Here is a 25,424-nt window from a genome sequence, read left to right as displayed (position 1 = left end):
GTTCTGTCACTGGCGCTGAGCGCATCGTGGTTGCATGCTCTGGCGACTGACTTAGGGAGAAGGTTATGCAGCTCGAGTTTCATCAGGTCGACGCGTTCAGTGATCGGCCGTTCAGTGGCAATCCCGCGATGATTTACCGGTTGGATGCATGGCTTGCGGATGAGCTGATGCAAAACATCGCAGCGGAACACAATCTGGCGGAAACCGCGTTTCTGGTCCGCGAAGGTCAGGCGTGGCACATTCGTTGGTTCACCCCGACCACTGAAGTGCCGTTGTGCGGGCATGCTACGCTGGCCAGTGCTTATGTGCTGTTCGAGATCTACAAAGAAACCGCCGAGCGTATCGACTTCACCAGCAAGTCCGGGCCATTGAGCGTCAGCCGTGAAGATGGCCGCTTGTGGCTGGATTTCCCTTCGATTGTGCCGTCAGAGATTGGTGTGACGCTGGATGTCGAACGCGCATTGGGCGTTGAAGCCGTTGATGTGCTCGGCTCCAACGAATTGTTTGTGGTGTTGGAATCGGAGCAGGCGGTGCTTGATTGCAAACCGGACATGGTTGCACTCGCCAAGCTGCCGTGGCTGGGCGCGATCGTCACGGCGCGGGGTAATCAGCACGACTTCGTCTCGCGCTATTTCGCACCGGCGATCGGCATCAATGAGGATCCGGTGACCGGGTCGACGCATTGCAGCCTGATTCCGTATTGGTCGAAGCGACTGGGTAAGTCGAGCCTGACCGCCTGTCAGCGTTCGGCGCGGGGTGGGGAGCTGTTCTGTCGGCTAGAGGGCGAACGGGTGAAGATTGGCGGCAATGCGACGCTGGTTGCGAGCGGTACATTGTTGTTGGACTAGCCCAAAAACACTGTGGGAGCGAGCCTGCTCGCGAATACGGTCGGTCAGTCAAATCATCTGTGACTGATACATTGCATTCGCGAGCAGGCTCGCTCCCACAGTTTTGATCCAGAGCAGATCAGAGGGCGGTGCTGTAGCGGCGGACGCCGTTTTCCGCAGCCGGGATTTGTGCGGCGGTGCTGCCCGATGCCTGGAACAACACCAGGTGTTCGGCGGCAACACGAATTCCCACTTCCGCGCCAACCTGATGATCCGCATGGCTTGGGAAGATCGATTCCAGCTGCGCGCCCGTCGGCAATTGCAGACGATACAGCGTCGACGCGCCAAGGAACGTCTTGCCGACAATCCGCGCTTTCAGCGCACTGTCCGGCGCATACACAATGTCATCCGGACGCAACAGCACATCCACCGCGCCGCCAATCGGCCATGTATAAGCGCGATTGCCGCGCAACTCACCCAGTTCGGTCTGCACCGATTCCGGGCTGCCGAGCTGGCCGCGAATAAAGTAACCCTGACCGATGAAGCTGGCCACGTAAGGCGTTGCCGGCTCGTGATAGAGGTTGTACGGCGTATCCCACTGTTCCAGTCGACCTTCCTTGAACACGCCAACGTGGTCGCTGACGGCAAAGGCTTCTTCCTGGTCGTGAGTCACCAGAATCGCACTGGTGCCACGAGCCTTGAGGATGTCGCGCACTTCATGGCTGAGCTTGCGCCGCAGTTCGCCATCGAGGTTGGAGAACGGCTCATCGAGCAGCAGCAGTTGCGGTTCCGGCGCCAAGGCTCGGGCGAGGGCGACGCGCTGTTGCTGGCCGCCGGACAACTCGTGCGGGAAGCGCTTTCCAAGGTTCTTCAGATTGACCAGTTCGAGCAGCTCTTCGGTGACGCGCTCCTTGTTCGGATGCTTGCGAATACCGAAGGCGATGTTGTCGGCGACGCTCAGGTGCGGGAACAGCGCGTAATCCTGGAACACCATGCCGATCCGGCGTTTCTCCGGCGCCAGGGTGAAACCGGCGCTGGAAATGGTTTCGCCACCGAGGGTGATCTCACCTTCGTGCACCGGTTCGAAACCGGCGATGGCGCGCAGGGTGGTGGTCTTTCCGCAGCCGGACGAGCCGAGCAGGCAGCCGATGTCGCCGGCGTTGAGGTGCAGATTGAGGTTCTGCACCACACGTTGATCTTGATAACCGCAAGCGAGGTTGCGCAGGTTCAGCAGTAATTCATGGCTCATGCGTGGTGATATGCCGGTTCGACGAGGAACTCGAGCAGGGCCTTCTGTGCGTGGAGACGGTTTTCTGCCTGATCCCAGGCGACGGAGCGCGGGTCATCAAGCAGGTCGAGACTGATTTCTTCGCCACGGTGCGCTGGCAGGCAATGCATGAACAGCACGTCCTCGGCAGCGAGGTCGAGCAGGGCACGGTTGACCTGGAACGGCGCGAACAGCTTGAGGCGCTTGGCAGTTTCCTCTTCCTGACCCATCGAAGTCCAGACATCGGTGCTCACCAGGTGCGCGCCGCGCACGGCGTCGGCCGGATCGCGAACGATGGTCACGCGATCGCCGGCCTTGGCGACGAACTCAGGATTTGGTTCGTAGCCTTCCGGGCAGGCGACGCGCAACTGGAAGTCGAACTGGATCGCCGCTTCTATATAGCTGTTGCACATGTTGTTGCCGTCGCCGATCCAGGCCACGGTTTTGCCCTGGATCGAGCCACGATGCTCAAGGAACGTCTGCATGTCGGCCAGCAACTGACACGGATGCAGGTCATCGGACAGGCCGTTGATCACTGGTACGCGCGAGTTGGCGGCGAATTCGGTCAAGGTGCTGTGGGCAAAGGTACGGATCATCACCGCATCGAGCATGCTCGACATGACGATGGCGCAGTCGCCGATCGGCTCGCCACGGCCCAGTTGAGTGTCGCGCGGCGACAGGAAGATCGCCTGGCCGCCGAGCTGGATCATGCCGGCCTCGAACGAGATCCGGGTGCGGGTCGAGGATTTCTCGAAGATCATGCCCAGCACGCGGTTTTTCAGAGGCTCGAACAGTACGCCGCGGTTACGCAGGTCCTTGAGCTCAACGCCTCGACGGATCACGCTGACCAGCTCTTCGGGCGTGCAATCCATCAGGGAGAGAAAGTGCCTTGCGCTCATCATTGACTACCTTTTTGCTACAAACCGCAGATGCTCAAAGCCTTGTTTAACTGAACAACGGGCGAGACCTGCGGCGTAAGCCGCACGGGGCGACGAAATAGGGGGAGGCGCGATATTGACACTAAATGTCGCGTTTTTCCAATAGGCTACGGTTTTTGCGGGAATCGAAGGGTGCACTGGATGTTGCAGTCGCGTATTTTCAGCCTGGTTCAGAGGCGCCGCGAGACTCTTTGTACACTGGCCTCGCAGGGCTTGGCAATGCGGCGTGGCGGGGATTGTATCGCTTGGGTCGGTTTACGACCGTGGCGCCATGCCATCATTTGGTCGGATGCTCTGGCTGAAACATTTGCTAAAGCAAAGTGCTGGGTTATAAATAAGTTTCGAGCGACGCAGGAAGCCTCCGCATGGAATCGAAAGAAAAACTGTTAATGGAATTGCTGGGCCACACGGCTCGCTCACTGACTCATCTCACCGCGTCGGTCACCTCAATGTCTTTCGAACTGCTGCGCAGCGAAGACGAAGTGGTGAAGAGCGCCGGTCGCCATATGATCGATCGCATGGCGACCATCAGCGCCGGCCTCGACGAACACTGGCGATTGATCGGCGAACTCACCGGCGTGCACGTCGCCCACGAGCAGATCGAAACCATCCAGGAAATTCAGCTGGCCGCGCCGCCGCAGTTGCCGTCGAACTGATCATGGCGGTTTATCGGCTCACCTGATAGGCGTCGATTCACAAGACGAACGTCGCTGGCGCCTGAACGGCCCCGGGGCCATAGTTTTGTTCCCGCGGGCGTGATTACCCGCCCAGAACAAGACAGAGACTGGCCATGACCAAGACTCTCCATCACCGTGCCTGCCACCTGTGTGAAGCCATTTGTGGTCTGACCATAGAGACCACCGAAACCGACGGCAACGTCGCGATCACCTCGATCAAAGGCGATTCGCTCGACACCTTCAGCCGTGGCCATATCTGCCCCAAAGCCGTGGCGCTGCAAGATATCCAGAACGATCCGGATCGTCTGCGTCAGCCGATGCGCCGGGTGGGCAGTGAGTGGCTGCCGATCGAGTGGGACGAGGCGTTTACGCTGGTGGCCGAGAAACTGGCGGCAATTCAGGAGCGTCATGGGCAGAATGCAGTGGCGGTCTATCAGGGCAACCCGAGCGTGCACAATTACGGGTTGATGACCCACAGCAACTATTTCCTTGGGTTGTTGAAGACGCGTAATCGCTTCTCCGCGACGTCGGTCGATCAGTTGCCGCATCACCTGAGCAGCTATTTGATGTACGGCCACGGCTTGTTGCTGCCGATTCCGGACATCGATCACACCGATTTCATGCTGATCCTCGGCGGCAATCCGCTGGCGTCCAACGGCAGCATTATGACCGTGCCGGATGTTGAGAAACGTTTAAAGGCAATCCAGGCGCGCGGCGGTAAAGTCGTTGTGGTCGATCCACGGCGCAGCGAGACGGCGGCCATGGCTGATCAGCACTTGTTTGTGCGCCCGGGCGGCGATGCGGCGTTGTTGTTTGGCGTGCTCAACACGCTGTTCAGTGAAGGCCTGACCCGCGACAGTCATCTGCCGGTTGATGGTATGGACGAAGTGCGTGCAGCCGTCGCAGGTTTCACTGCTGAAGCCATGAGCCCGCTGTGCGCCGTGCCTGCTGAGCAGATCCGCCAACTGGCCCGCGACTTCGCCGCAGCGCCGAGTGCGGTGTGTTACGGACGGATGGGCGTCTCGACCCAAGCCTTCGGCACCCTGTGCCACTGGGTGGTGCAATTGATCAACCTGGTCACCGGTAATCTTGATCGCGTCGGCGGCGCACTGTGCACCGAACCTGCGGTGGATCTGGTGGCGTCGACTTCTGGCGGGCATTTCAACAAATGGCAGAGTCGCGTTTCCGGGCGTCCCGAGTATGGCGGCGAGTTACCGGTCTCGGCGCTGGCCGAAGAGATGCTTACCGAAGGCGAGGGCCAGATTCGTGCGCTGATCACCGTCGCTGGCAACCCGGTGTTGTCGACGCCGAACGGGCGGCAACTGGAGCAGGCGCTGGACGGTCTGGAGTTCATGGTCAGCATCGATCTCTACATCAACGAAACCACGCGCTATGCCGACCTGATTCTGCCGTCGACCTCGGCGCTGGAAAACGATCACTACGACACGACGTTCAATCTGTTCGCGGTGCGTAACGTCACCCGCTTCAACCGCGCGATCCTCGCCAAGCCAGAGGGCGCTTTACATGACTGGGAGATCTTCGTCGGCCTGGCCAAGGCATTCGCCGAGAAAACCGGTAAAGAGCTGAAGCCGACCATGCCACCGGCGAAGATGATCGACATGGGCCTGCGTATGGGGATGTACGGCGACGCGTCTGAGCAAAAGCTGTCACTGGCGACGTTGTTCGATCATCCGCACGGGATTGATCTGGGTGCGCTGAAAGCGAATCTGGCGTCGCGCTTGAAAACGCCGAATCAGCGCGTGCAGGCCGCTCCGCCAGAGATTCTCGCTGACCTTGCACGTTTCGCTGCCTTGCAGGCGCCGGCCGTCGATGAACTGTTGATGATTGGCCGTCGCCACGTACGCAGCAACAATTCGTGGATGCACAACTATCACCGTCTGGTGAAGGGCAAGCCGCGTCATCAGTTGCTGATGCACCCGGATGATCTCGCCAGTCGTGGGCTCAACGATGGTCAGCTTGTGCGTGTCAGTTCGCGGGTCGGCCAGATCGAGGTGGAAGTGCTCGGCAGTCTGGACATGATGAAAGGCGTGGTCAGTTTGCCGCACGGCTGGGGCCATGCGCGCCCAGGTGTGAAAATGGCGATTGCCAGTGGCCAGCCCGGATCGAGTGCCAATGACCTGACCGATGAATGCCAGCTTGATGAGTTGTCGGGTAACGCGGCGCTTAATGGCGTGCCAGTCACGGTGGCAGCGGCCTGAACGTGACTGTCGGGGAGACCGAGCATGGCGCTCGGGATTCCGTTACAATGCGTCACCGTGCCGACCCATGAGTCGGAAAGTTCAGCCGAGGTGCTCCATGGATATCATCGAAACGATTAAAGAGCAGATTGCCAACAACACCATTCTGCTTTACATGAAAGGCTCGCCGAATGCCCCACAGTGTGGCTTTTCCGCGAAAGCTGCACAGGCTGTGATGGCGTGTGGCGAAAAGTTTGCGTACGTGGACATCCTGCAGAACCCGGAAATCCGCGCCAACCTGCCTAAGTACGCCAACTGGCCGACTTTCCCGCAACTGTGGGTTGGCGGTGAGCTGGTCGGCGGTAGCGACATCATGACCGAGATGGCTGCAGATGGTTCGTTGCAAACCACCATCAAGTCGGCTGTTGAAGCGGCAGCGGCGAACAAGTCCGAAGCCTGATAAGGCTGGGTCTCACCCGACACTTCCTGCTTGTGTAGGAGCTGTCGAGTGAAACGAGGCTGCGATCTTCTGATCTTCAGCCAATAAAAAGCCCCGCCACTCGAAAGAGGGCGGGGCTTTTTAGTGCGTTCGAAAAGTTACTGCAAGTTGCCGGTGCAATCTGAAGCGATCGCAGCCGGCGGCAGCGCTTACTCTTCGCCCATCTGCGATTGCAGATAGTTCTCAAGACCTACTTTATCGATCAGGCCCAGTTGGGTTTCCAGCCAGTCGATATGTTCTTCTTCGGATTCGAGAATGTCTTCAAGCAGTTCACGGCTACCGAAGTCACCGACGGTTTCGCAATGCGCGATCGCGGTCTTCAGGTCAGCGTGGCCGGTCTTCTCGATACGCAGGTCGCACTCAAGCATTTCCTTGGTGTGCTCGCCGATGTGCAGCTTGCCCAGATCCTGCACGTTCGGCAGGCCTTCGAGGAACAGGATGCGCTTGATCAGCTTGTCCGCGTGTTTCATCTCGTCGATGGATTCTTTGTATTCGTGCTTGCCGAGCTTGTTCAGACCCCAATCTTCATACATGCGCGCATGCAGGAAGTACTGATTGATCGCGACCAGCTCATTGGCAAGGATCTTGTTGAGATGCTGGATGACTGTAATGTCGCCTTTCATGATCGGAGTCCTGCCCTGTATTCGCTGTATATACGGCAGAGTTTGAGCTTCGTACTTATAAGTGTCAAACCTAAGTTATTGAATAATATATGAAAATTAATCGGAATAAGAATGTTTGTGTTCCGCGTCTGGACGCTAAGCAATTGATTTTCAGGCATAAAAAAACCGGAAATAAGTCCGGTTCTTTGAAATAGGGGGTATTACGCGGCAGTAAATTCTACGGGATAGGGGATCGCAGCCTGGGACGTTTGCAGCTTGGTCAGGGTTTCGCGGACCACTTCCTTGGCAAGGCAGGCACATTTGCCGCATTGGCTGGCGACGCCGGTGGCCTGGCGGACTTCTTTATAGCTGCAGCAACCTTCATAGATCGCTTCGCGGATCTGTCCGTCGGTGACGCCAGTGCAGAGACAAACATACATAAGTGAGAACCGTCGCTGGTTGTGACTCAATTGCGATGGATCTTAATGTTAACGAGAATGATTGTCAAAGTGCTTTCGGAACGCTTCTGCTGATTCACAGCCATCACTGACGAACGGTATTTGCTGGCGATTTGCCTGGCCCCGTAAATGCAGCACCGTTATGCGTCTGCTTTGAAAAACCGTTAAGGACAGGCCAAATTCGCAGTGTATGATGGTCGGCCCTTGCGAAGGGGGTTCGTGTCACAGGGCTGTCGCCTGAGGGTGGCAGGCTGGCGCGGACCCTGAACTTCAAGTTTTTACACCAGGAGATATCAATGAGCGTACTCGTAGGCAAACAAGCCCCTGACTTCACCGTCCCGGCCGTACTCGGCAATGGCGAGATCGTTGACAGCTTCACCCTGTCCTCGGCCATCAAAGGCAAATACGGCCTGGTGTTCTTCTACCCACTGGACTTCACCTTCGTCTGCCCGTCCGAGCTGATCGCTCTGGACAACCGCATGGCCGACTTCAAGGCACGCAACGTTGAAGTGATCGCTGTGTCGATCGACTCGCACTTCACTCACAACGCATGGCGCAACACCCCAGTGAACAATGGCGGCATCGGCCAGGTGAAATACACCATGGCTGCCGACATGAAGCACGACATCGCCAAAGCCTACGACGTTGAATCCGAAGGCGGCGTGGCTTTCCGTGGCGCGTTCCTGATCGACGACAAAGGCGTTGTTCGCTCGCAGATCATCAACGACCTGCCACTGGGCCGTAACATGGAAGAGCTGATCCGTCTGGTCGACGCTCTGCAATTCCACGAAGAGCACGGCGAAGTCTGCCCTGCCAACTGGAAAAAAGGCGACAAAGGCATGAACGCTTCGCCAGAAGGCGTTGCGGCTTACCTGACCGAGAACGCTGCTGCCCTGTAAGGCGCAACGTCGAGGTACAAAAAAACCGGCTCATTGAGCCGGTTTTTTTATGCGCGGGATTTATCCGACGACCATCAATCAGTCGTCGAAATCTTCCCAGCCACCCATCTGTTTCCAGCGATTGACGATGCCGCAGAACAGCTCAGCGGTTTTTTCGGTGTCGTAACGCGCCGAGTGCGCTTCACGGCCGTCGAAATCGATGTCGGCGGCTTGGCAGGCTTTTGCCAGTACGGTTTGACCGTAGGCAAGACCGGCCAGCGTCGCGGTGTCAAAGCTGGAGAACGGGTGGAACGGGTTGCGCTTCATGTCCAGACGTGCGACCGCCGCGTTCAGGAAGCCGAGGTCGAAGCTGCTGTTGTGGCCGACCAGAATCGCGCGCTTGCAGCCGTTGGCCTTCAGCGCCTTGCGGATGCCACGGAAGATGTCGGTCAGTGCGGTTTCTTCGCTGACGGCCATGCGCAGCGGGTGATCGAGCTTGATCCCGGTGAACTCCAGCGCCGCTGCTTCGATGTTGGCGCCTTCGAATGGCTCAACGCGGAAGAAGTAGGTGTGATCCGGGTAAACGAAACCCTTTTCATCCATGGCGATGGTGGTCGCGGCAATCTCCAGCAACGCATCGGTGGCCGAGTTGAAGCCGCCGGTTTCTACGTCGACGACAACCGGCAGGTAGCCGCGAAAGCGTGCTGCCATCGGGTGACGGGAACCGCCACCACCACTTTGACCGTCCAGTTCGTCGTCGAAATGGTCTTCACTCACGCGTGTTCCTCCAGCAGGCGCCAGCGCAGTTTTTCACCGGCGCGCAGCGGGATAACGGTCAGCTCGCCGAAAGGCAGGCTGGTCGGGGCGGTCCATTCTTCACGAACCAGGGTGATGCGGTCGGTGTTCGCCGGCAGGCCGTAGAAACGCGGGCCGTTGAGGCTGGCGAAGGCTTCGAGCTTGTCCAGCGCGTTCCGCTGTTCGAAGGCTTCGGCATACATCTCGATGGCGGCGTACGCGGTGTAGCAGCCGGCGCAACCGCAAGCGGCTTCTTTGGCGTGCTGCGCATGTGGCGCCGAATCGGTGCCGAGGAAGAACTTGGCGCTGCCACTGGTGGCGGCGTCGAGCAAGGCTTCCTGATGTGTATTGCGCTTGAGAATCGGCAGGCAGTAGAAATGCGGCCGAATCCCGCCAACCAACATGTGGTTGCGGTTGTACAGCAGGTGATGTGCGGTGATGGTCGCGCCTACGTTGGCTGAAGCCTCGTTGACGAACTGCACGGCGTCGCCGGTGGTGATGTGTTCGAACACCACTTTCAGCGTCGGGAAGCGCTCGACGACTCGACGCATGTGCTCATCGATGAAAATCTTTTCGCGGTCGAACACATCGACGTCGCCACGGGTGACTTCACCGTGGATCAGCAGCGGCATGCCGACTTCGGCCATGGCTTCGATCGCCGGCAGAATCTTGTCGATGCTGGTCACGCCGGAGTCGGAGTTGGTGGTCGCGCCGGCCGGGTACAGCTTGGCGGCGTAGACAAAACCACTGGCCTTGGCTTCACGAATTTCTTCGGGCTGGGTGCGGTCGGTGAGGTACAGCACCATCAGCGGCTCAAAGCGACTGCCGGCCGGGCGGGCAGCGAGAATCCGCTGGCGATAGCCGTCGGCTTCAGCGGCGTTGCGCACCGGAGGTACCAGGTTGGGCATGATGATCGCGCGGCCAAAAGTGCGCGCAACATCGGCAACGGTATTGGTCAACACGGCACCATCGCGAAGATGAATGTGCCAGTCGTCGGGACGCAGCAGGGTCAGGCGGTCGGACATGAGGGGATTCCAGGCGGGTCAAACTGAGGCGAATGCTACCGGAAAAGACTCTTGCAGGCACTCGCTATCAAGTTTTGCGGGAACCTTCCGATATCCCGTAGGTATGCCGTAAACATAGTGTGAATCGGTCTTTGTGTTTCAGAAGCCAATGGAGCCTCCCGTGCGCCAGCGTTATTTAGCCTTGCTCAGTGTGTTTGCCAGCCTCCCCGCGATGGCGCTCACGTACCAGACCCGTCTGGAGAACATTGAGTGGACGGTCGCCGGCGACAAGTTCGAATGTCGTCTGACCCAACCGATCACCGATTTCGGCTCGGGTGAGTTCGTGCGCAAGGCGGGCGAGCAGGCGATCTTCCGCCTGAACGCCTACAACGCCATGCTTGGCGGTGGTTCGGCGACGTTGCTCGCGGCGGCTGCACCTTGGCAGCCGGGGCGTGGTGACATCAATCTGGGCTCCGTGAGGCTCGGCAGTGGCAACGTGCTGTTCAGCAGCTCACAGTCGCAGGCCGGCGGTCTGATCAGTGGTTTGCTGGACGGTCGCAGCCCGGTTGTACGTCGCGCGTCTGGCGATGGCCGTGTCTCGGAAGTGCGTTTATTGCCGGTGAAATTCAGCAAGGCGTTTAACGACTATCAGACTTGTGTAGCGAAATTGCTTCCGCAGAATTTCGACCAGATCAAGCAGTCGCAGATCGGCTTCCCCGGCGAGGGCGTTGACCTCGATGCCGCCGCCAAGGCCAAGCTGCAAGTGATGCTCGAATTCATGAAGGCCGATCCGACGGTCAATCACATCGAACTCGATGGCCATTCCGACAACAGCGGTAATCGTCTGACCAACCGTGAACTGTCGCGCCGCCGAGCGCTGGCAGTGGTCGACTTCTTCAAGGCCAACGGCATTCAGGAATCGCAGATCACCGTGCGCTTCCATGGCGAGCAATATCCGATCGTGCCGAACACCAATGCGGCCAATCGTGCGAAGAACCGTAGGGTCAATGTCAAACTGGCGCGCGTGGCTCCAGTGACCGCTCCAGCACCGCAAGCGAGCACGCCAGCCAGTACTGCAGCGACTTCCTGACCTGCCGGTCATCGTCGCGCTCTCGACAGATTCTGTCGCTTTGTCGTCTTAAGCTGTCGCGCCTCTGTAAATTATCGCGTTTGGGCGGTAGACTCCTCGGCTTTCCGTAGAACCCCGTGGAGTGATGGCATGGCGGACGTAAACAAGGTCGTTCTGGCGTATTCCGGCGGCCTGGACACTTCGGTGATCCTCAAGTGGCTGCAGGATACTTATAACTGTGAAGTGGTGACTTTCACCGCTGACCTGGGGCAGGGCGAAGAGGTCGAGCCGGCACGCGCCAAGGCTCAGGCCATGGGCGTCAAAGAAATCTACATCGATGATCTGCGCGAAGAGTTCGTGCGTGATTTCGTGTACCCGATGTTCCGCGCCAACACCGTTTACGAAGGCGAGTACCTGCTGGGTACTTCCATCGCACGTCCGCTGATCGCCAAACGTCTGATCGAAATCGCCAACGAAACCGGCGCTGACGCCATTTCCCATGGCGCCACCGGCAAGGGCAACGACCAGGTGCGTTTCGAACTGGGTGCCTACGCACTCAAGCCTGGCGTTAAAGTAATTGCTCCTTGGCGCGAGTGGGACCTGCTGTCCCGCGAGAAGCTGATGGACTACGCCGAAAAGCACGCGATCCCGATCGAGCGTCACGGCAAGAAGAAGTCGCCGTACTCGATGGACGCCAACCTGCTGCACATCTCCTATGAAGGCGGCGTGCTGGAAGACACCTGGACCGAGCACGAAGAAGACATGTGGAAATGGACCGTCTCCCCGGAGAACGCTCCTGATAAACCACAGTACCTGGAACTGACCTACCGTAACGGCGACATCGTTGCACTGGACGGCGTCGAAATGACCCCGGCCACCGTGCTGGCAACGCTGAACAAGATCGGTGGCGCTCATGGTATCGGCCGTCTCGACATCGTCGAAAACCGTTACGTCGGCATGAAGTCCCGTGGCTGCTACGAAACCCCGGGCGGCACCATCATGCTGCGCGCTCACCGCGCCATCGAATCGATCACCCTGGACCGCGAAGTCGCTCACCTCAAAGACGAGCTGATGCCGAAATATGCCAGCCTGATCTACACCGGTTACTGGTGGAGCCCTGAACGTCTGATGCTGCAACAGATGATCGATGCTTCCCAGGTTAACGTGAACGGTGTCGTTCGCCTGAAGCTGTACAAAGGCAACGTGATCGTCACTGGCCGCAAGTCCGACGATTCGCTGTTCGACGCCAACATCGCGACCTTCGAAGAAGATGGCGGTGCTTACAACCAGGCCGACGCGGCGGGCTTCATCAAGCTCAACGCGCTGCGCATGCGCATTGCTGCCAACAAGGGTCGCAAGCTGTTCTGAGTGTTACAGACTGACGCGCAATGAAAAGGGCGGCCTTGTCATCGAGACAACGCCGCCCTTTTTACGTAAATTCTTTGTTTGTTTCTGTTCGAGTCATGTTCAGGGTTTCGCGCGTGGGGCAATGACTCCGCCTTCAGGCCCGCCCCAGTAGTGTCACCGCTTGTGAGCACAGGTTATAAACAATGCACAGTGTGTTGCCAGAGCCTTTCTTTATGTGCCTTATTTGCAGTAGTGCATTCTGCGTCAGTAAAACATCCGACACATGATTGGAAAGAAAGACGACCACACGGGCCGTTTTCCTGTCCAGGTTGCGGATATTTTCCACCATTGTGGCTAACTCTCTCGATGCATCGACATCTCTGGCATCTATGAGATGCAAATTACTGATCGATGCGGGCAACTGAATGTTGTGCTGAACAATCAGGCTCGGTTTTACGTTGCTGTCCGCAGGCGGGTCAGGTGCGTTGTGTACTTTGCACGAGTCTTTGCATTCGACAGTGCCAGTTTCGCTCGGCACTATACAACTGGAGAACCCGAATGTACCTGGTGTGCCAGGTTCTTGCGTCGAGGTGTGTCGTTTGTTCTCGCGATCATTGGTATCGATTACCTTCAGGAAGTTCTTGTCTTTACCGAAATCGGAAGGTGAATAGAGGGAGCGGTAGTTGAAATTCAAGGTAATAAAGAAAAGAAATAGCAAGTAAAATGGAAAGCTGATCAGGAACCACACATAGATTTCCCTGTCCTTGTTGTCAAGGAAAGGCAGAGATACAGCGGCTGATGTTTCAGAGATGGCCGCAAATATGGCAATGACGGTCATTGGGTTGCTGATCTTTTTTTTTATTTTTAGCATGTTTGTACTCTTTTGCCTGGTCTTTCTCATGGTTAATAAGTTCGTATTGGTTGGGCATAGATAGTTTGGATTCAGTGTTTGTTTTTATAGCAAAAGTATAGTGCTTGGTATAAATATCTTGTTTCAAGTGTTTATGTTTTTCCCAGCGTTATAGTGCCGGTGCCACCGCTGTTGCTTTGTGTTTCCGATATTCCGATATTTTTCAGGCGCGCACATAGGCCCGGGCGCCAGCGCCGTTCGGGCGCAATGAGCTGCAGCGGCGAGGTGTGGGTTTTGCACCGGTGATCGTAGTCTGTAACAGGTTGAAAAGAGAATTTTTGCCTCCGGCGAAAGAGTCTGCGGTGTCGGATGTTTAGATGGACGGAGGTTTTTTGTAGGATTAATCCGCGATGGATGTAGGGCATGTCTCTCGATGCAAGTGCGTGTTAACACTGGCATGCCATAGAGCAAGTGACTGGGCTATTGTGCGTGTTCTAAAAATTCGAACAGCGAAACTGGACTTGCCCATGAATAAAGTGCTGATCGTGGATGATCACCCTGTCATTCGTCTTGCGGTACGTATGCTGATGGAACGTCATGGCTACGAAGTCATCGCAGAAACTGATAACGGTGTGGATGCATTACAACTTGCTCGAGAACAAATGCCGGATATTGTCATTCTGGACATTGGAATACCAAAACTTGATGGTCTGGAAGTTATCGCACGCCTGACTTCAACGGCCATGCCGATTAAGGTACTGGTTCTGACTTCCCAGGCTCCCGGGCACTTTTCCATGCGCTGCATGCAGTCGGGGGCGGCCGGCTATGTGTGCAAACAGCAGGACTTGACCGAGTTGCTCAGCGCAATCAAGGCCGTATTGTCCGGCTACAGTTATTTTCCCAATCAGGCTTTGCATACCGTGCGTACAAGTCTGGGCAATGCGAGTGAAGCCGATATGGTGGATCGTCTGTCCGGTCGGGAAATGATGGTGCTGCAGCAGTTGGCGCGGGGCAAAACCAACAAGGAAATTGCAGATGGCATGTTTTTGAGCAACAAAACCGTGAGCACTTACAAGACGCGCTTGTTGTTGAAGCTCAATGCGCGTTCTCTGGTTGATCTGATCGAATTGGCGCAGCGCAATGGTCTGGTCTGAATCTATCGATGGCTGACGGGGTCATGGGCCGATCAAGCTCAGCTAGCCGTACAAAGAGAAAAGCCTCCGGTTCGGGAGGCTTTCAAGTATCAGAGATCAAAATCGTAATCGGCCAATTGCCTTTGCAGTCGGCGCTCCTCAAGCAGGTTATCGATCGTACGGCGCTTGCTGAGATTGGTCTTGGCGACTTCGACCACAGGTTCGGCATCATCAGTTTCCGCAGTGAGATCGTCATCTACATCCAGTGTCTCTTTGTCGCTACTCATCAGCTAACTCCCGGCTAAGAATGCCTCTGGCGCTCCTTATATCGACATTCCTGCAGCGGGTAAAAAAGATTTTTTCAATCGACTTATCAATTATTCCAATAGCCGGTCAATCGTCAGAAGTTTTGTCTTTGTACTCGCACAAGTCTTCGATCCGACAACTCCCACACCGTGGCTTGCGGGCCAGACACACGTAGCGACCGTGAAGAATCAGCCAGTGATGAGAGTCGAGCAGGAATTCCTTGGGTACAAATTTCATCAGCTTGTTTTCCACTTCGACCACATTTTTGCCCGGTGCGATGCCGGTGCGGTTGCTGACGCGAAAGATGTGGGTGTCGACGGCCATGGTCAGTTGGCGGAATGCCGTGTTGAGTACGACGTTGGCGGTCTTGCGGCCCACTCCCGGCAAGGATTCGAGCTCTTCACGGGTTTGCGGAACTACACTGCCATGGCGTTCGACCAGCAGGCGGCAGGTTTCGATGACGTTCCTGGCCTTGCTGTTGTAGAGACCGATCGTCTTGATGTATTCCGATAGACCTTCGACCCCTAAAGCGTGGATCGCCGCCGGCGTATTGGCGACCGGAAACAGCTTCGCCGTGGCTTTGTTGACACCGACGTCAGTCGACTGCGCCGAAAGAATCACGGCGATCAACAGCTCGAACGGTGAGGAGTAGGCCAGTTCGGTCTTCGGCTCCGGATTGTCTTCGTGCAGGCGGCGGAAAATCTCCAGACGTTTTGCGGCATTCATGGGCGATGCGTTTCCTTGGATATCGAGTTCGGGCGAATCAACGCCTGGCGCGCCGCCAACAGCAGCGCCAACAAAATAAAAGCACCGGGGATCAAGGTGATCAGGTGCAGGCCTTCGCTAAACACAACTAGACCTGGCCAGTCTTCGGACAGCCCCCGGCCGAGACTACCGTGACCGATGAGTTCACGCAGCCCGGCGAGCAGCAACATCAATCCGCCGAACATGCCGCAGAGTTTCAAGCGCTCGACCAGCGATGAGCGCCAGAAGCCATTGTGCTCCAGTGCCACGCATTGCAAGGCTATCAGGCCGGCATAGAGGCCGAATGTTTGCTGCCAGGGCAGAAACCAGCGTTGCGCCAACAGGTCTGCACAACTGGTGAAAGTCGCGGCGAGCAGCAGGCTGGCCAGCAATGCGCTTGTGCCAGTGAGGCGAGACCGTAAAACAGGCATGCACGGGCCATACAGACCCACGACACTGGCGAACATCAATAATGCCCCCAGTGCGCCTGCCAAGGAGTCACTGGTGCCAAGCAGCAGTGTCAGCATCAAAGCATTCGAAAGGGCTGCCGAGCGGTTCATGTTCCGCTCCCCAGCAGTGCCGCCCGATGTTCATCGAAGTAGCGCAGGGCATCATGGATAGCGCTGATCGCCGCGCGAGAGGTGATGGTCGCACCGGCGATTTGATCGAACTGCCCCTGATCTTTTTTCAATGCCCAGCCAGCGTCATTCGGTTCACCGCGTGATTTGCCGTTGAAAACCTGAAGCCAGCGGTTCGGCCAGTCGCCAATGGGCCCACCGAGTGCCGGGGTTTCGTTTTGCTTGAGGGTTTTCACGCCGAGCAACTTGCCGTTGGCATCGATAGCAATCAGCAATTCAATGGCACCGGCGTAGCCCTCGGTCTGGTTACGCAGCAACACTGCAACGGTTTGACCATTCTTGGTTACACGGTAACCAGCCGCGAGCGTGCTATGGCTCAGACCGGTATCGGTCAGTGTAATTGGCCGTTCCAGCGGTTGGTTGTCGTAGCTGTCAGGGGGAAGCATGTCGAGCAGTTTGCGACTGTCGACCAGGCGCTGCTCAGCAGCGATTTGCGGTGCGCTGCTGCGTTGCAGCAGGTACGTCGCACCAATGCCGACCACCGCCCACAAGAATAACGTCAGTGCGCTGGCCGTGCGGTTCATGAACTCACCTGTGGCTGACGACTCGCGGAAAATCGTTCCAGCGCCGGCACGCAAAGGTTCATCAGTAGCACTGCAAACGCGACGCCATCCGGGTAACCGCCCCAACTGCGAATCAGGTAAGTCAGTAAGCCGACACCGATGCCAAACAGCAATCGGGCAAGCGCCGTTCTGGCGCCGGAGACCGGTTCAGTGATGATGAAGAACGCGCCCAGCATGGTCGCGCCACTGAGCAGGTGGAACAGCGGCGAACCCTGAGAGTCCGACCCGGAGCCATTCCAGAACAGCAGGCTGACAACAAACAGGCTGCCGAGCATGCCTGCTGGTGCGTGCCAACCGAAGATCCGGCGCTGCAGCAAAACCAGCCCGCCGGCGAGAAACGCCAGATTCACCCATTCCACACCGTGGCCGCCAAAGCGACCGAACGCCGGATTGCTGGCGAACAATTCGTCCATGGTCAGGCTTTTGTTGATGCGCAGGCTGTCCAGCACGGTAGCTTGCGCCCAGGCGTCCGGCGCCTGGCCTGCGCCGAATACCTGTTGAAACGTTGCCGTCAGATCCAGGCCATGGGCCGGCCAATGGGTCATCGGCTGCGGGAACATCACCATGGCCAAGGCAAACCCGAGCATCGCCGGATTGAATGGATTTCTACCGACGCCGCCGTACAAGTGCTTGCCAAACAACAGACCCGAGGCAATCGCCGTCACCGTCAGCCACCACGGGCAATAAGGCGGCAGGGCGGCGGCCAGCAATGTCGCGCTGACCAGCGCACTGCCGTCACTTAGTGTCGGCTGCAATGGCTGTCGACGCAGTCGGAGGACAGTTGCCTCGACTACCAGCGCGGTGACGATCGCCAACAGCAGATTGATTAACACGCCCCAGCCATACAACCAGAACAGCGTCAGCAGCCCCGGCAAGGCGGCGAGCAGCACCAGTTTCATCGCCTGTGGCAGGCGATCGTCCGGTGCCTCAAGGGGCGACATGATCTTGCACCTGGCGCTCGGCGTCTTGCAGGCGGGCGCGGGCCTTGTCGAGGGTTTCGATGGGCGTGTCGGCGCGACGTTCGAGTTTGTTGAGGTCCGCGCGGGCGTAGGCCAATTCGGTTTTCAACTGGCGAAGCTGGCTGTCGATCGGGCGTTTTTCGACGCGCACCAGGTCAGGCAACGGCTGATCGCTTGTGGCTTCGGCGGCGTGCAGGGCCTGTTCGGCGTCGCGCAATGCTTGTTCCCGCGCGGCGATCTGCTCGGGCGCCGCTTCGGCGGTTTGTGCCTTTTTCAGTTCAGCGCGGCGCATGGCCAACTGAATCTTCGCCCGTTTCAGATCAGCGTCTTTGGCTGGGGCAGGCACTACGGGCGCTGGCGTAGCGCTGCTTTCAACGGCCGCCAGAGCTTGTTCGGCGGCTTCGAACTGCTGCTGCAATACGATCAGTTGCGCCTGCTGCTCGAACGTCGGCGGGTGGCCGAAGGCCTTCAGCGATTTGTGCAGTTGCGCACGGCTCATTGCCACATCAATCTTGGCTTTCTTCAGCGCCGCATCAGCGGTCGCCGCTTTCTGCGCACGCACCCGTTCCAGTGCTGCCTGTACCGGATCGGTTGCAGTCACTTCAGGTTGCGCCGCCCGTTTTGCCCGCGCTTCACGCTCTGCCTGCTTTTGTTGTTCTTCGCGTTGCAAGCGCTCGTTTCGACGCTCGAAACGTTGACGCGCGTGATCGCGTTTGGCCGCCCGTGCGCGCTGTTCTTCAAGACTGAATGCCAGACCGCCAACCACCGGCAACGTGCTCGGTGGCAATGGATGCATTTCGATGCAATCCACCGGGCACGGCGCAACACACAGGTCGCAACCGGTGCATTCGTCAATGATCACCGTGTGCATCAGTTTCGCCGCGCCGACGATCGCGTCGATCGGGCAGGCCTGAATGCATTTGGTGCAGCCAATGCATTCGGCTTCACGGATGAACGCCACCTGCGCCGGCGCTGCGCCGCGACTGATGTCCAGTTCCAGCACCGGTACTTTCAACAGTTCAGCCAGCGCGGCGATGGTTTCGTCACCACCCGGCGGACACTTGTTGATCGGCTCGCCTGCGACGATGCCTTGCGCATACGGCTTGCATCCGGGATGGCCGCACTTGCCGCACTGGGTCTGCGGCAGAAGGGCATCGATGCGTTGAATCAGACTCATGTTTTGATCAGTCCACTGAATCCGAGAAAAATCACTGCGATCAATCCGGCGCTGATCAAATCGATCGGCAAGCCACGAAAGGGCAGGGGAATATCGTTGTCGGCCGTACGTTCACGCAAATCCTGGAACAGGCTCAGTACCAGCCAGAAACCCAGCCCGGCACCGAGGCTCAAAGTGGTCGCCTGCAGCAGACCTCGATCGTTTTGCGCATTGATCAGTGCCAGCCCGAGCACGCCGGCATTGCCCAGCAACAATGGCCACAAACCTTCGAAAGGCAGATTCGGCAGCCTGCGCGCCAGCAGCTTCAACAGTGGCGCAATCAGCAACACACTCAACGGCAGAAACACGAACAGGCGCAGGGCTTCAAGTTGCAGCGGCCTCAGCAGCCAATGCCAGACCGCGTAACTGGTAACGCCAACGATCAGCATCAGACACAACGTCGCCAGCCCCAGCGCATGCACCTGTCGACGACTGGCCGCGAGCAGCGGATCGACGCCCAGCGGCCAGTGCAACACGAAGTTGTTGAGCAGCGCAGCACTGATAAGCGTAAGCACGAGTTCGGTCATGGTTCTGCCAGCGAAACGGGCGGATGTCTCTTAAGGTTAGGCATTATCCGGCCAGATATGAAAAATCCCACAGGCATGCGGTGCACGCCTGTGGGATCGGTCTGCCGCCGAGTGTTACTTGATGCGCTGACCCGGCTTGGCGCCGCTGTCCGGGCTCAGCAGGTAGATCTCTTCACCGCCAGGGCCTGCTGCCATCACCATGCCTTCGGAGATACCGAACTTCATTTTCCGTGGCTTGAGGTTGGCGATCATCATGGTCAGGCGACCATCGAGCTTGGACGGGTCCGGGTATGCGCTCTTGATGCCCGAGAACACGTTGCGTTGCTCGTCACCGATGTCGAGGGTCAAACGCAGCAGCTTGTCAGCACCTTCCACGTGTTCGGCCTTGACGATCAGTGCGACGCGCAGGTCGATCGCGGCAAAGGCATCGAAGTCGATTTCCGGCGACAGCGGGTCCTTGGCCAGTTCGCCATTGCCGGCCGGGGCGGCGGCGCCAGTGTCGGTCTGGCTGGCGGTGAGGTCTTCTTTCGAGGCGTCGCTCATGGCTTGTACTTTTACCGGGTCGATGCGGGTCATCAACGGTTTGAATTCGTTGAGCTGGTGGTTGGCCAGCAGCGTGGTGTGGTCGTTCCAGGTGAGCGGGGCGACATTGAGGAACGCCTCGGCATCGGCGGCCAGCAGCGGCAGCACCGGCTTGAGGAAGATCACCAGTTGGCGGAACAGATTGATGGCGGTGGCGCAGATCGCCTGGACTTCATCCTGTTTGCCTTCCTGCTTGTTCAACGACCACGGTGCCTTGTCGGCGATCCAGGCGTTGGCGCGGTCGGCGAGGGCCATGGTTTCACGCATGGCGCGGGCGAAGTCGCGAGCTTCATAGGCATCCGCAATGCTTGGCGCTGCGGCGAGGAAAGCCTCAGTCAGCTCCGGCGCAGCATTGGTGTCGACCAGCAGGCCGCCGTTACCTTTCTGGATGAAACCGGCGCAACGGCTGGCGATGTTGACCACTTTGCCGACCAGGTCGGAGTTGACCTTCTGCACGAAATCTTCGAGGTTCAGGTCAAGGTCATCGACGCCACGGCCCAGTTTGGCTGCGTAGTAGTAGCGCAGGTATTCCGGCGACAGGTGATCCAGATACGTACGGGCCTTGATGAAGGTGCCGCGCGACTTGGACATTTTCTGGCCGTTGACGGTCAGGTAGCCGTGTACGTTGATGCCGGTCGGCTTGCGGTAACCGGCGCCTTCAAGCATCGCCGGCCAGAACAGTGCGTGGAAATTGACGATGTCCTTGCCGATGAAGTGGTACAGCTCGGCGGTGGAATCCTTGGCCCAGAACGCGTCGAAATCCAGATCCGGCGTGCGGTCGCAAAGGTTCTTGAAGCTGGCCATGTAGCCGATTGGCGCGTCGAGCCACACATAGAAATACTTGCCCGGCTCGCCCGGGATCTCGAAACCGAAGTACGGCGCATCGCGGGAGATGTCCCACTGTTGCAGGCCTGCGTCCAGCCATTCGGCGATCTTGTTGGCGACGGCGTCCTGCAGGGTGCCGCTGCGGGTCCAGGTCTGCAGCATTTGCTGGAAGTCCGGCAGCTTGAAGAAGAAGTGCTGGGAATCCTTGAGTACCGGAGTGGCGCCAGAGATCGCAGATTTCGGATCCTTCAAATCAGTTGGTGCATAGGTCGCGCCGCATTTTTCGCAGTTGTCGCCGTACTGGTCTTCGGTGCCGCATTTCGGGCAGGTGCCCTTGATGAAGCGGTCGGCCAGGAACATTTTCTTTTCCGGGTCGAAATACTGGGTGATCGAGCGTTGGGCGATGTGCCCGGCGTCACGCAGCTTGATGTAGATCTGGCTCGACAGCTCACGGTTTTCTTCGGCGTGAGTGGAGTGGAAGTTGTCGAAATCAACCAGGAACTCGGCAAAGTCGGCGCTGTGTTCAGCCTGCACATTGGCGATCAGTTGTTCCGGGGTGATGCCTTCCTTTTCCGCGCGCAGCATGATCGCCGAACCGTGGGCGTCGTCGGCGCAGACGTAAATGCATTGATTGCCGCGATGCTTCTGGAAGCGCACCCACATATCGGTCTGGATGTATTCCAGCATATGGCCAAGGTGAATCGAACCGTTGGCGTAGGGCAGGGCGCTGGTGACGAGGATCTTGCGTGGTTCGGACATGTGGGGCTTCGCTACTTGATGAAACGGAGGTCGGCCACTATAAAGCGCCGGGAAAGATATTTCACCCCTGCAAATCGTTGCCGGGCGTGCCGTCCGGAGGACAGAAGGGGTAGGATACCCGCCATCTTTTCCCAGTCTTGTTATCGGAGTTGCCCATGAGCGCCGTCACTCGCGCAGCGGTGGAAGCCGTCCTCAGCCAATACACCGACCCTTACCTGAACCAGGATCCGGTCAGCGCCGGTTGCGTGAAGCACATCGAGATCGTCGGTGACCGCGTCAACGTGCAGCTGGAAATCGGTTACGCCGCCGGTCTGTTCAAGAGCGGCTGGGCGCAATTGTTGCAACTGGCCATCGAAAACCTCGACGGCGTGGTTGTCGCCAAGGTCGAGGTCAACACAGTGATTGCCGCGCACAAGGCGCAAGCGCAGATCCCGGGGCTGGCCAACGTCAAGAACGTGGTCGCCGTGGCGTCGGGCAAGGGCGGTGTGGGCAAGTCGACCACCGCCGCCAACCTCGCGCTGGCCCTGGCCCGTGAAGGCGCCAAAGTGGGGATTCTCGACGCCGACATCTACGGCCCGAGCCAAGGCATCATGTTCGGCATCCCCGAGCGCACCCGCCCTGAGGTCAAGGATCAGAAGTGGTTCGTGCCGCTCAAGGCCCATGGCGTTGAAGTCATGTCGATGGCCTTTCTGACCGACGACAACACGCCGATGGTCTGGCGCGGGCCGATGGTGTCCGGCGCGCTGCTGCAACTGGTCACGCAAACCGCGTGGGGCGATCTGGATTATCTGGTCATCGACATGCCGCCAGGCACCGGCGACATCCAGTTGACCCTGGCACAGAAAGTCCCGGTGGCCGGTGCGGTGATCGTCACCACGCCACAGGATCTGGCCTTGCTCGACGCGCGCAAAGGCGTGGAAATGTTCCGCAAGGTCAACATTCCGGTGCTGGGCGTGGTGGAAAACATGGCCGTGCACATCTGCTCGAACTGCGGGCATGCCGAGCATCTGTTCGGTGAGGGCGGTGGTGAGAAACTGGCGACCCAGTACGGTGTGGAGCTGTTGGCTTCGCTGCCTCTGTCGATGCTGATCCGTGAGCAGGCCGATGGCGGCAAGCCAACGGTGATCGCCGAGCCGGACAGCCAGATCGCCATGGTCTATCAGGAACTGGCCCGCCACGTCGGCGCACGGATCGTGTTGCAGGAAGCGGCAACGCCGGCGATGCCGAATATCACCATCAGCGACGATTGATGCATCCGCAACACTGAATAAACCTGTAGGAGTGAGCCTGCTCGCGATAGCGGATACCATTCAACAGATTTGTTGAATGAATGACTGCAATCGCGAGCAGGCTCACTCCTACACGGGTTTTGTGGTGGGGGTTAGATCCGCAACCCGCCATCCATCTCCAGAATCCGCCCGGTGTAATAGTCGTTTTCGAAAATGTACGCCGCCGAATGGGCGATCTCTTCCGGCTTGCCCATGCGCTTGAGCGGAATCCCCGAAGTCATCTTCTCCAGCGCTTCCGGTTTCATGCCCAGGGTCATCTCGGTTTCGATGAAGCCCGGTGCAATCCCCGCGACACGAATGCCGTAACGCGCCAGCTCTTTGGCCCAGGTCACTGTCGCTGCAGCAACACCGGCCTTGGCCGCCGAGTAGTTGGTCTGGCCAACGTTGCCCGCCCGCGAGATCGACGAGATGTTGATGATCGCGCCGCTGGTCTTCAGCTCGACCATTTTCGCCGCCACTTCACGGGTGCAGAGGAACACGCCGGTCAGGTTGACGTCGATCACCGCCTGCCACTGTGCCAGGCTCATCTTGGTCATTTCGCCGTCCTTGACCTTGAGCAGCAGGCCATCACGGAGGATCCCGGCGTTGTTGATCAGGCCGTGAATCGCGCCGAAATCGGCGGCGACCTGAGCGACCATGTGCTCGACCTGCTCTTCATTGGCCACGTTGCACAGATAGCTGCGCGCCTCGACGCCTTTGGCCTTGCAAGCCGCGACCGCATCGTCGAGCTTTTCCTGATTGAGGTCGATCAACGCCAGCTTCGCGCCTTTGCCGGCGAAATACTCGGCCATCGAACGGCCCAAACCCTGGCATCCGCCAGTGATAATGATTACTTTGTCGTTGAGTTGCATTCGCATGCCCCGATAGCAGGTCTGAGTAGTTTTTGTTTTCAGCGACTCCCGATCTGCACCGGCCTTGGAAGGGTGCACATGAGAATTGCCCGCTGGCGTGACGGGGACTTGATCCCGGGCGCCCGTCCGTTTTTTCGACGGATACTATTTAAGGAGTCATAAATTGAGCGTTGAAGTGGCGAAGAATGCCCGAGAATTGCTTCTCAAGGAATACCGGGGAGTGCTGTCGACCCACTCCAAATCGATGCCCGGTTTTCCCTTTGGCTCCGTGGTGCCTTACTGCCTGGATGAGCAGGGTCGGCCGCTGATCCTGATCAGTCGCATCGCCCAGCACACCCACAACCTGCAAAAAGACCCTAAATGCTCGATGTTGGTGGGGGAGCGCGAAGCCGATGACGTGCAAGCCGTTGGTCGCCTGACTTATCTGGCCGAAGCGCAGAAGCTCGAAGATGCCGCTGCTATCGATGCCGCCGCCGAGCGGTACTACCGTTTTTTCCCGGATTCGCAGAACTACCACAAGGCCCACGATTTCGATTTCTGGGTGCTGACTCCGGTGCGTCATCGCTACATCGGCGGTTTCGGCGCGATCCACTGGGTCGATCAACTGACCCTGGCCAATCCGTTCGCCGGCAAGGCTGAAATCAGCATGGTCGAGCACATGAACAGCGACCACGCCAAAGCCATCGCGCACTACGTCGACCTTGCCGGTCTGCCGAAAACCGTGCCGGCGCAACTGGCCGGAATCGACACCGAAGGCATGCACCTGCGCATCGGTCAGGCGCTGTACTGGTTGCCGTTTCAAGCCCCTTGTCATACGCCGACACAAGTGCGCGAAGCCTTGGTTTCATTGGCTCACGCACAGGTCTGGCCAAAAAATGCAGTGGTCGACGCTTGAATTCACGAAAGGGCGACGTCATCTAAGGCTTACTGCAAGGCATTTCTTGCGTTGAGGAAACTTTGATGCGCCCTTTTCTGTTGCTCTTTCTGCTGTTTCCAGTGCTGGAGCTGTTCGTATTCGTCAAAGTGGCAGGGGCTATCGGGTTTTTCCCGGCCCTGCTGCTGATCATTGTCGGCTCGATGTTCGGTGTTTTTGTGCTACGCGTCGCCGGTCTGGCCACTGCACTGCGTGCCCGTGAAAGCCTGAACCGCGGCGAACTGCCCGCGCAAACCATGCTCGAAGGGCTGATGCTGGCTTTGGCCGGTGGCCTGCTGATCCTGCCGGGCTTCATCAGCGACGTGGTCGGTCTGGTGATGTTGCTGCCATTCAGCCGCCGGTTGCTGGCGAACAAAATGCGTCAGCGCGCCGAAGAACAGGCCATGCGTCAGCGTGCGTTCGCCGACGATCTGCAACCCCGTGGCGGTCCTGCACCGCGTCAGCCACTGGGCCGCGAGGGTGATGTGATCGAAGGCGAGTTCGAACACCGCGACAGCAAGTAACTGCGTTACCCACACGGCACCTTCGGGTGCCGTGTTCATTTACGGGCCTCCAGAGTGAAAAATTTTCTCAGCTCGCCCTTGTAATAAGCTTATGCGCCCTTATGTATCGGTCACCGAAAGGTTTCTGGCATTTGAGCCAGTCAGTCTTCCGCGGCTCGCTTGACGAACCGCAACCGGCGCAGGCCG

The 25,424-nt window shown here is 58.2% G+C and carries 27 protein-coding genes; 11 read left to right on the top strand and 16 right to left on the bottom strand.

Going from position 1 to position 25,424, the window contains the following annotated elements; all coding sequences use genetic code 11:
- Positions 1 to 65: 65 nt before the first annotated feature.
- Complete coding sequence (locus tag PspR84_RS23000) at positions 66 to 848, top strand: PhzF family phenazine biosynthesis protein (RefSeq protein WP_160059248.1); 783 nt, start codon at positions 66 to 68, stop codon at positions 846 to 848.
- 118 nt (positions 849 to 966) lie between these two features.
- Here PspR84_RS23000 and PspR84_RS22995 read toward each other — a convergent pair whose 3' ends face one another.
- On the bottom strand, positions 967 to 2,076 hold the full coding sequence (locus PspR84_RS22995; RefSeq protein WP_160059247.1) for an ABC transporter ATP-binding protein: 1,110 nt from the start codon (positions 2,074 to 2,076) through the stop codon (positions 967 to 969).
- The gene (gene argF / locus PspR84_RS22990; protein ID WP_042704963.1) at positions 2,073 to 2,993 is read right to left on the bottom strand and encodes an ornithine carbamoyltransferase; all 921 of its coding nucleotides are present in this window, start codon (positions 2,991 to 2,993) and stop codon (positions 2,073 to 2,075) included. Before argF ends, PspR84_RS22995 begins: the two co-directional genes overlap by 4 nt.
- Before the next feature lie 404 nt (positions 2,994 to 3,397).
- Between argF and PspR84_RS22985 the strand changes: the two genes are divergently transcribed.
- The 3 genes from PspR84_RS22985 (at position 3,398) to grxD (ending at position 6,367) form a co-directional block, all read left to right on the top strand.
- Positions 3,398 to 3,688 (top strand): hypothetical protein, encoded by a 291-nt coding sequence (locus tag PspR84_RS22985; protein WP_016986650.1) that lies wholly within the window; start codon positions 3,398 to 3,400, stop codon positions 3,686 to 3,688.
- Positions 3,689 to 3,822: 134 nt separating this feature from the next.
- Positions 3,823 to 5,928 (top strand): molybdopterin oxidoreductase family protein, encoded by a 2,106-nt coding sequence (locus PspR84_RS22980; protein ID WP_160059246.1) that lies wholly within the window; start codon positions 3,823 to 3,825, stop codon positions 5,926 to 5,928.
- A 97-nt stretch (positions 5,929 to 6,025) separates the two neighbouring features.
- Complete coding sequence (gene grxD / locus PspR84_RS22975; RefSeq protein WP_007916674.1) at positions 6,026 to 6,367, top strand: Grx4 family monothiol glutaredoxin; 342 nt, start codon at positions 6,026 to 6,028, stop codon at positions 6,365 to 6,367.
- 188 nt (positions 6,368 to 6,555) lie between these two features.
- Here grxD and bfr read toward each other — a convergent pair whose 3' ends face one another.
- Positions 6,556 to 7,029 (bottom strand): bacterioferritin, encoded by a 474-nt coding sequence (gene bfr / locus PspR84_RS22970; RefSeq protein WP_007916671.1) that lies wholly within the window; start codon positions 7,027 to 7,029, stop codon positions 6,556 to 6,558.
- 200 nt (positions 7,030 to 7,229) lie between these two features.
- Positions 7,230 to 7,448, bottom strand: a complete 219-nt coding sequence (locus tag PspR84_RS22965) for a bacterioferritin-associated ferredoxin (RefSeq protein ID WP_160059245.1) — start codon at positions 7,446 to 7,448, stop codon at positions 7,230 to 7,232.
- Between the two features lie 314 nt (positions 7,449 to 7,762).
- On the opposite strand from PspR84_RS22965, the gene PspR84_RS22960 reads away from it, so the two are divergent.
- Positions 7,763 to 8,365, top strand: a complete 603-nt coding sequence (locus tag PspR84_RS22960) for a peroxiredoxin (protein WP_003227723.1) — start codon at positions 7,763 to 7,765, stop codon at positions 8,363 to 8,365.
- 78 nt (positions 8,366 to 8,443) lie between these two features.
- On the opposite strand, the gene rnt is transcribed toward PspR84_RS22960, so the two are convergent.
- Positions 8,444 to 9,121: a ribonuclease T gene (rnt, locus tag PspR84_RS22955; protein ID WP_007916667.1), complete on the bottom strand. Its 678-nt coding sequence runs from the start codon at positions 9,119 to 9,121 to the stop codon at positions 8,444 to 8,446.
- Positions 9,118 to 10,164, bottom strand: coding sequence for a dihydroorotase (gene pyrC / locus PspR84_RS22950; protein ID WP_007916661.1), 1,047 nt, complete (start codon positions 10,162 to 10,164; stop codon positions 9,118 to 9,120). The genes rnt and pyrC overlap by 4 nt, the downstream gene beginning before the upstream one ends.
- Before the next feature lie 160 nt (positions 10,165 to 10,324).
- Between pyrC and PspR84_RS22945 the strand changes: the two genes are divergently transcribed.
- Both PspR84_RS22945 and PspR84_RS22940 read left to right on the top strand, forming a co-directional pair.
- The gene (locus tag PspR84_RS22945) at positions 10,325 to 11,233 is read left to right on the top strand and encodes an OmpA family protein (RefSeq protein WP_160059244.1); all 909 of its coding nucleotides are present in this window, start codon (positions 10,325 to 10,327) and stop codon (positions 11,231 to 11,233) included.
- Positions 11,234 to 11,362: 129 nt separating this feature from the next.
- Positions 11,363 to 12,580 carry an argininosuccinate synthase gene (locus PspR84_RS22940; RefSeq protein WP_016986656.1) on the top strand — a complete coding sequence of 406 codons (1,218 nt, stop codon included), beginning with the start codon at positions 11,363 to 11,365 and terminating at the stop codon, positions 12,578 to 12,580.
- 133 nt (positions 12,581 to 12,713) lie between these two features.
- Here the strand turns inward: PspR84_RS22940 and PspR84_RS22935 are convergent, their stop codons facing one another.
- Positions 12,714 to 13,430 (bottom strand): hypothetical protein, encoded by a 717-nt coding sequence (locus tag PspR84_RS22935; RefSeq protein ID WP_160059243.1) that lies wholly within the window; start codon positions 13,428 to 13,430, stop codon positions 12,714 to 12,716.
- Between the two features lie 506 nt (positions 13,431 to 13,936).
- Here PspR84_RS22935 and PspR84_RS22930 point away from each other — a divergent pair.
- Positions 13,937 to 14,563: a response regulator transcription factor gene (locus PspR84_RS22930; RefSeq protein ID WP_007916656.1), complete on the top strand. Its 627-nt coding sequence runs from the start codon at positions 13,937 to 13,939 to the stop codon at positions 14,561 to 14,563.
- Positions 14,564 to 14,652: 89 nt separating this feature from the next.
- Here the strand turns inward: PspR84_RS22930 and PspR84_RS29520 are convergent, their stop codons facing one another.
- The 8 genes from PspR84_RS29520 to metG form a co-directional block, all read right to left on the bottom strand.
- Positions 14,653 to 14,829, bottom strand: coding sequence for a hypothetical protein (locus tag PspR84_RS29520; RefSeq protein WP_174244477.1), 177 nt, complete (start codon positions 14,827 to 14,829; stop codon positions 14,653 to 14,655).
- Positions 14,830 to 14,935: 106 nt separating this feature from the next.
- Positions 14,936 to 15,574: an endonuclease III gene (gene nth, locus PspR84_RS22925; protein WP_160059242.1), complete on the bottom strand. Its 639-nt coding sequence runs from the start codon at positions 15,572 to 15,574 to the stop codon at positions 14,936 to 14,938.
- On the bottom strand, positions 15,571 to 16,152 hold the full coding sequence (locus PspR84_RS22920; RefSeq protein WP_160059241.1) for an Rnf-Nqr domain containing protein: 582 nt from the start codon (positions 16,150 to 16,152) through the stop codon (positions 15,571 to 15,573). The genes nth and PspR84_RS22920 overlap by 4 nt, the downstream gene beginning before the upstream one ends.
- Positions 16,149 to 16,754, bottom strand: coding sequence for an RnfABCDGE type electron transport complex subunit G (locus PspR84_RS22915; RefSeq protein ID WP_160059240.1), 606 nt, complete (start codon positions 16,752 to 16,754; stop codon positions 16,149 to 16,151). Before PspR84_RS22915 ends, PspR84_RS22920 begins: the two co-directional genes overlap by 4 nt.
- Positions 16,751 to 17,734 (bottom strand): RnfABCDGE type electron transport complex subunit D, encoded by a 984-nt coding sequence (locus PspR84_RS22910; protein WP_160059239.1) that lies wholly within the window; start codon positions 17,732 to 17,734, stop codon positions 16,751 to 16,753. Before PspR84_RS22910 ends, PspR84_RS22915 begins: the two co-directional genes overlap by 4 nt.
- Entirely contained in the window at positions 17,721 to 18,929 is a 1,209-nt protein-coding gene (rsxB, locus tag PspR84_RS22905) for an electron transport complex subunit RsxB (protein ID WP_160059238.1), read from the bottom strand. The genes PspR84_RS22910 and rsxB overlap by 14 nt, the downstream gene beginning before the upstream one ends.
- On the bottom strand, positions 18,926 to 19,495 hold the full coding sequence (locus tag PspR84_RS22900) for an Rnf-Nqr domain containing protein (protein ID WP_160059237.1): 570 nt from the start codon (positions 19,493 to 19,495) through the stop codon (positions 18,926 to 18,928). The genes rsxB and PspR84_RS22900 overlap by 4 nt, the downstream gene beginning before the upstream one ends.
- A gap of 114 nt (positions 19,496 to 19,609) precedes the next feature.
- The gene (gene metG, locus PspR84_RS22895; RefSeq protein WP_160059236.1) at positions 19,610 to 21,661 is read right to left on the bottom strand and encodes a methionine--tRNA ligase; all 2,052 of its coding nucleotides are present in this window, start codon (positions 21,659 to 21,661) and stop codon (positions 19,610 to 19,612) included.
- Between the two features lie 155 nt (positions 21,662 to 21,816).
- Between metG and apbC the strand changes: the two genes are divergently transcribed.
- The gene (gene apbC / locus PspR84_RS22890) at positions 21,817 to 22,911 is read left to right on the top strand and encodes an iron-sulfur cluster carrier protein ApbC (RefSeq protein WP_160059235.1); all 1,095 of its coding nucleotides are present in this window, start codon (positions 21,817 to 21,819) and stop codon (positions 22,909 to 22,911) included.
- Between the two features lie 131 nt (positions 22,912 to 23,042).
- Here the strand turns inward: apbC and PspR84_RS22885 are convergent, their stop codons facing one another.
- Positions 23,043 to 23,801, bottom strand: a complete 759-nt coding sequence (locus tag PspR84_RS22885) for an SDR family oxidoreductase (RefSeq protein WP_160059234.1) — start codon at positions 23,799 to 23,801, stop codon at positions 23,043 to 23,045.
- Between the two features lie 163 nt (positions 23,802 to 23,964).
- Between PspR84_RS22885 and PspR84_RS22880 the strand changes: the two genes are divergently transcribed.
- A complete protein-coding gene (locus PspR84_RS22880) occupies positions 23,965 to 24,696 on the top strand; it encodes a HugZ family protein (RefSeq protein WP_160059233.1) in 732 nt (243 codons plus the stop codon).
- A gap of 65 nt (positions 24,697 to 24,761) precedes the next feature.
- Complete coding sequence (locus PspR84_RS22875) at positions 24,762 to 25,238, top strand: FxsA family protein (RefSeq protein ID WP_160059232.1); 477 nt, start codon at positions 24,762 to 24,764, stop codon at positions 25,236 to 25,238.
- The last annotated feature ends 186 nt before the right edge of the window (positions 25,239 to 25,424 follow it).

The organism is Pseudomonas sp. R84 (genome assembly GCF_009834515.1).
Lineage (GTDB): Bacteria > Pseudomonadota > Gammaproteobacteria > Pseudomonadales > Pseudomonadaceae > Aquipseudomonas.
The sequence above is the reverse complement of the archived record's forward strand: the minus strand, read 5'-3'. Positions and strand labels throughout refer to the sequence as shown.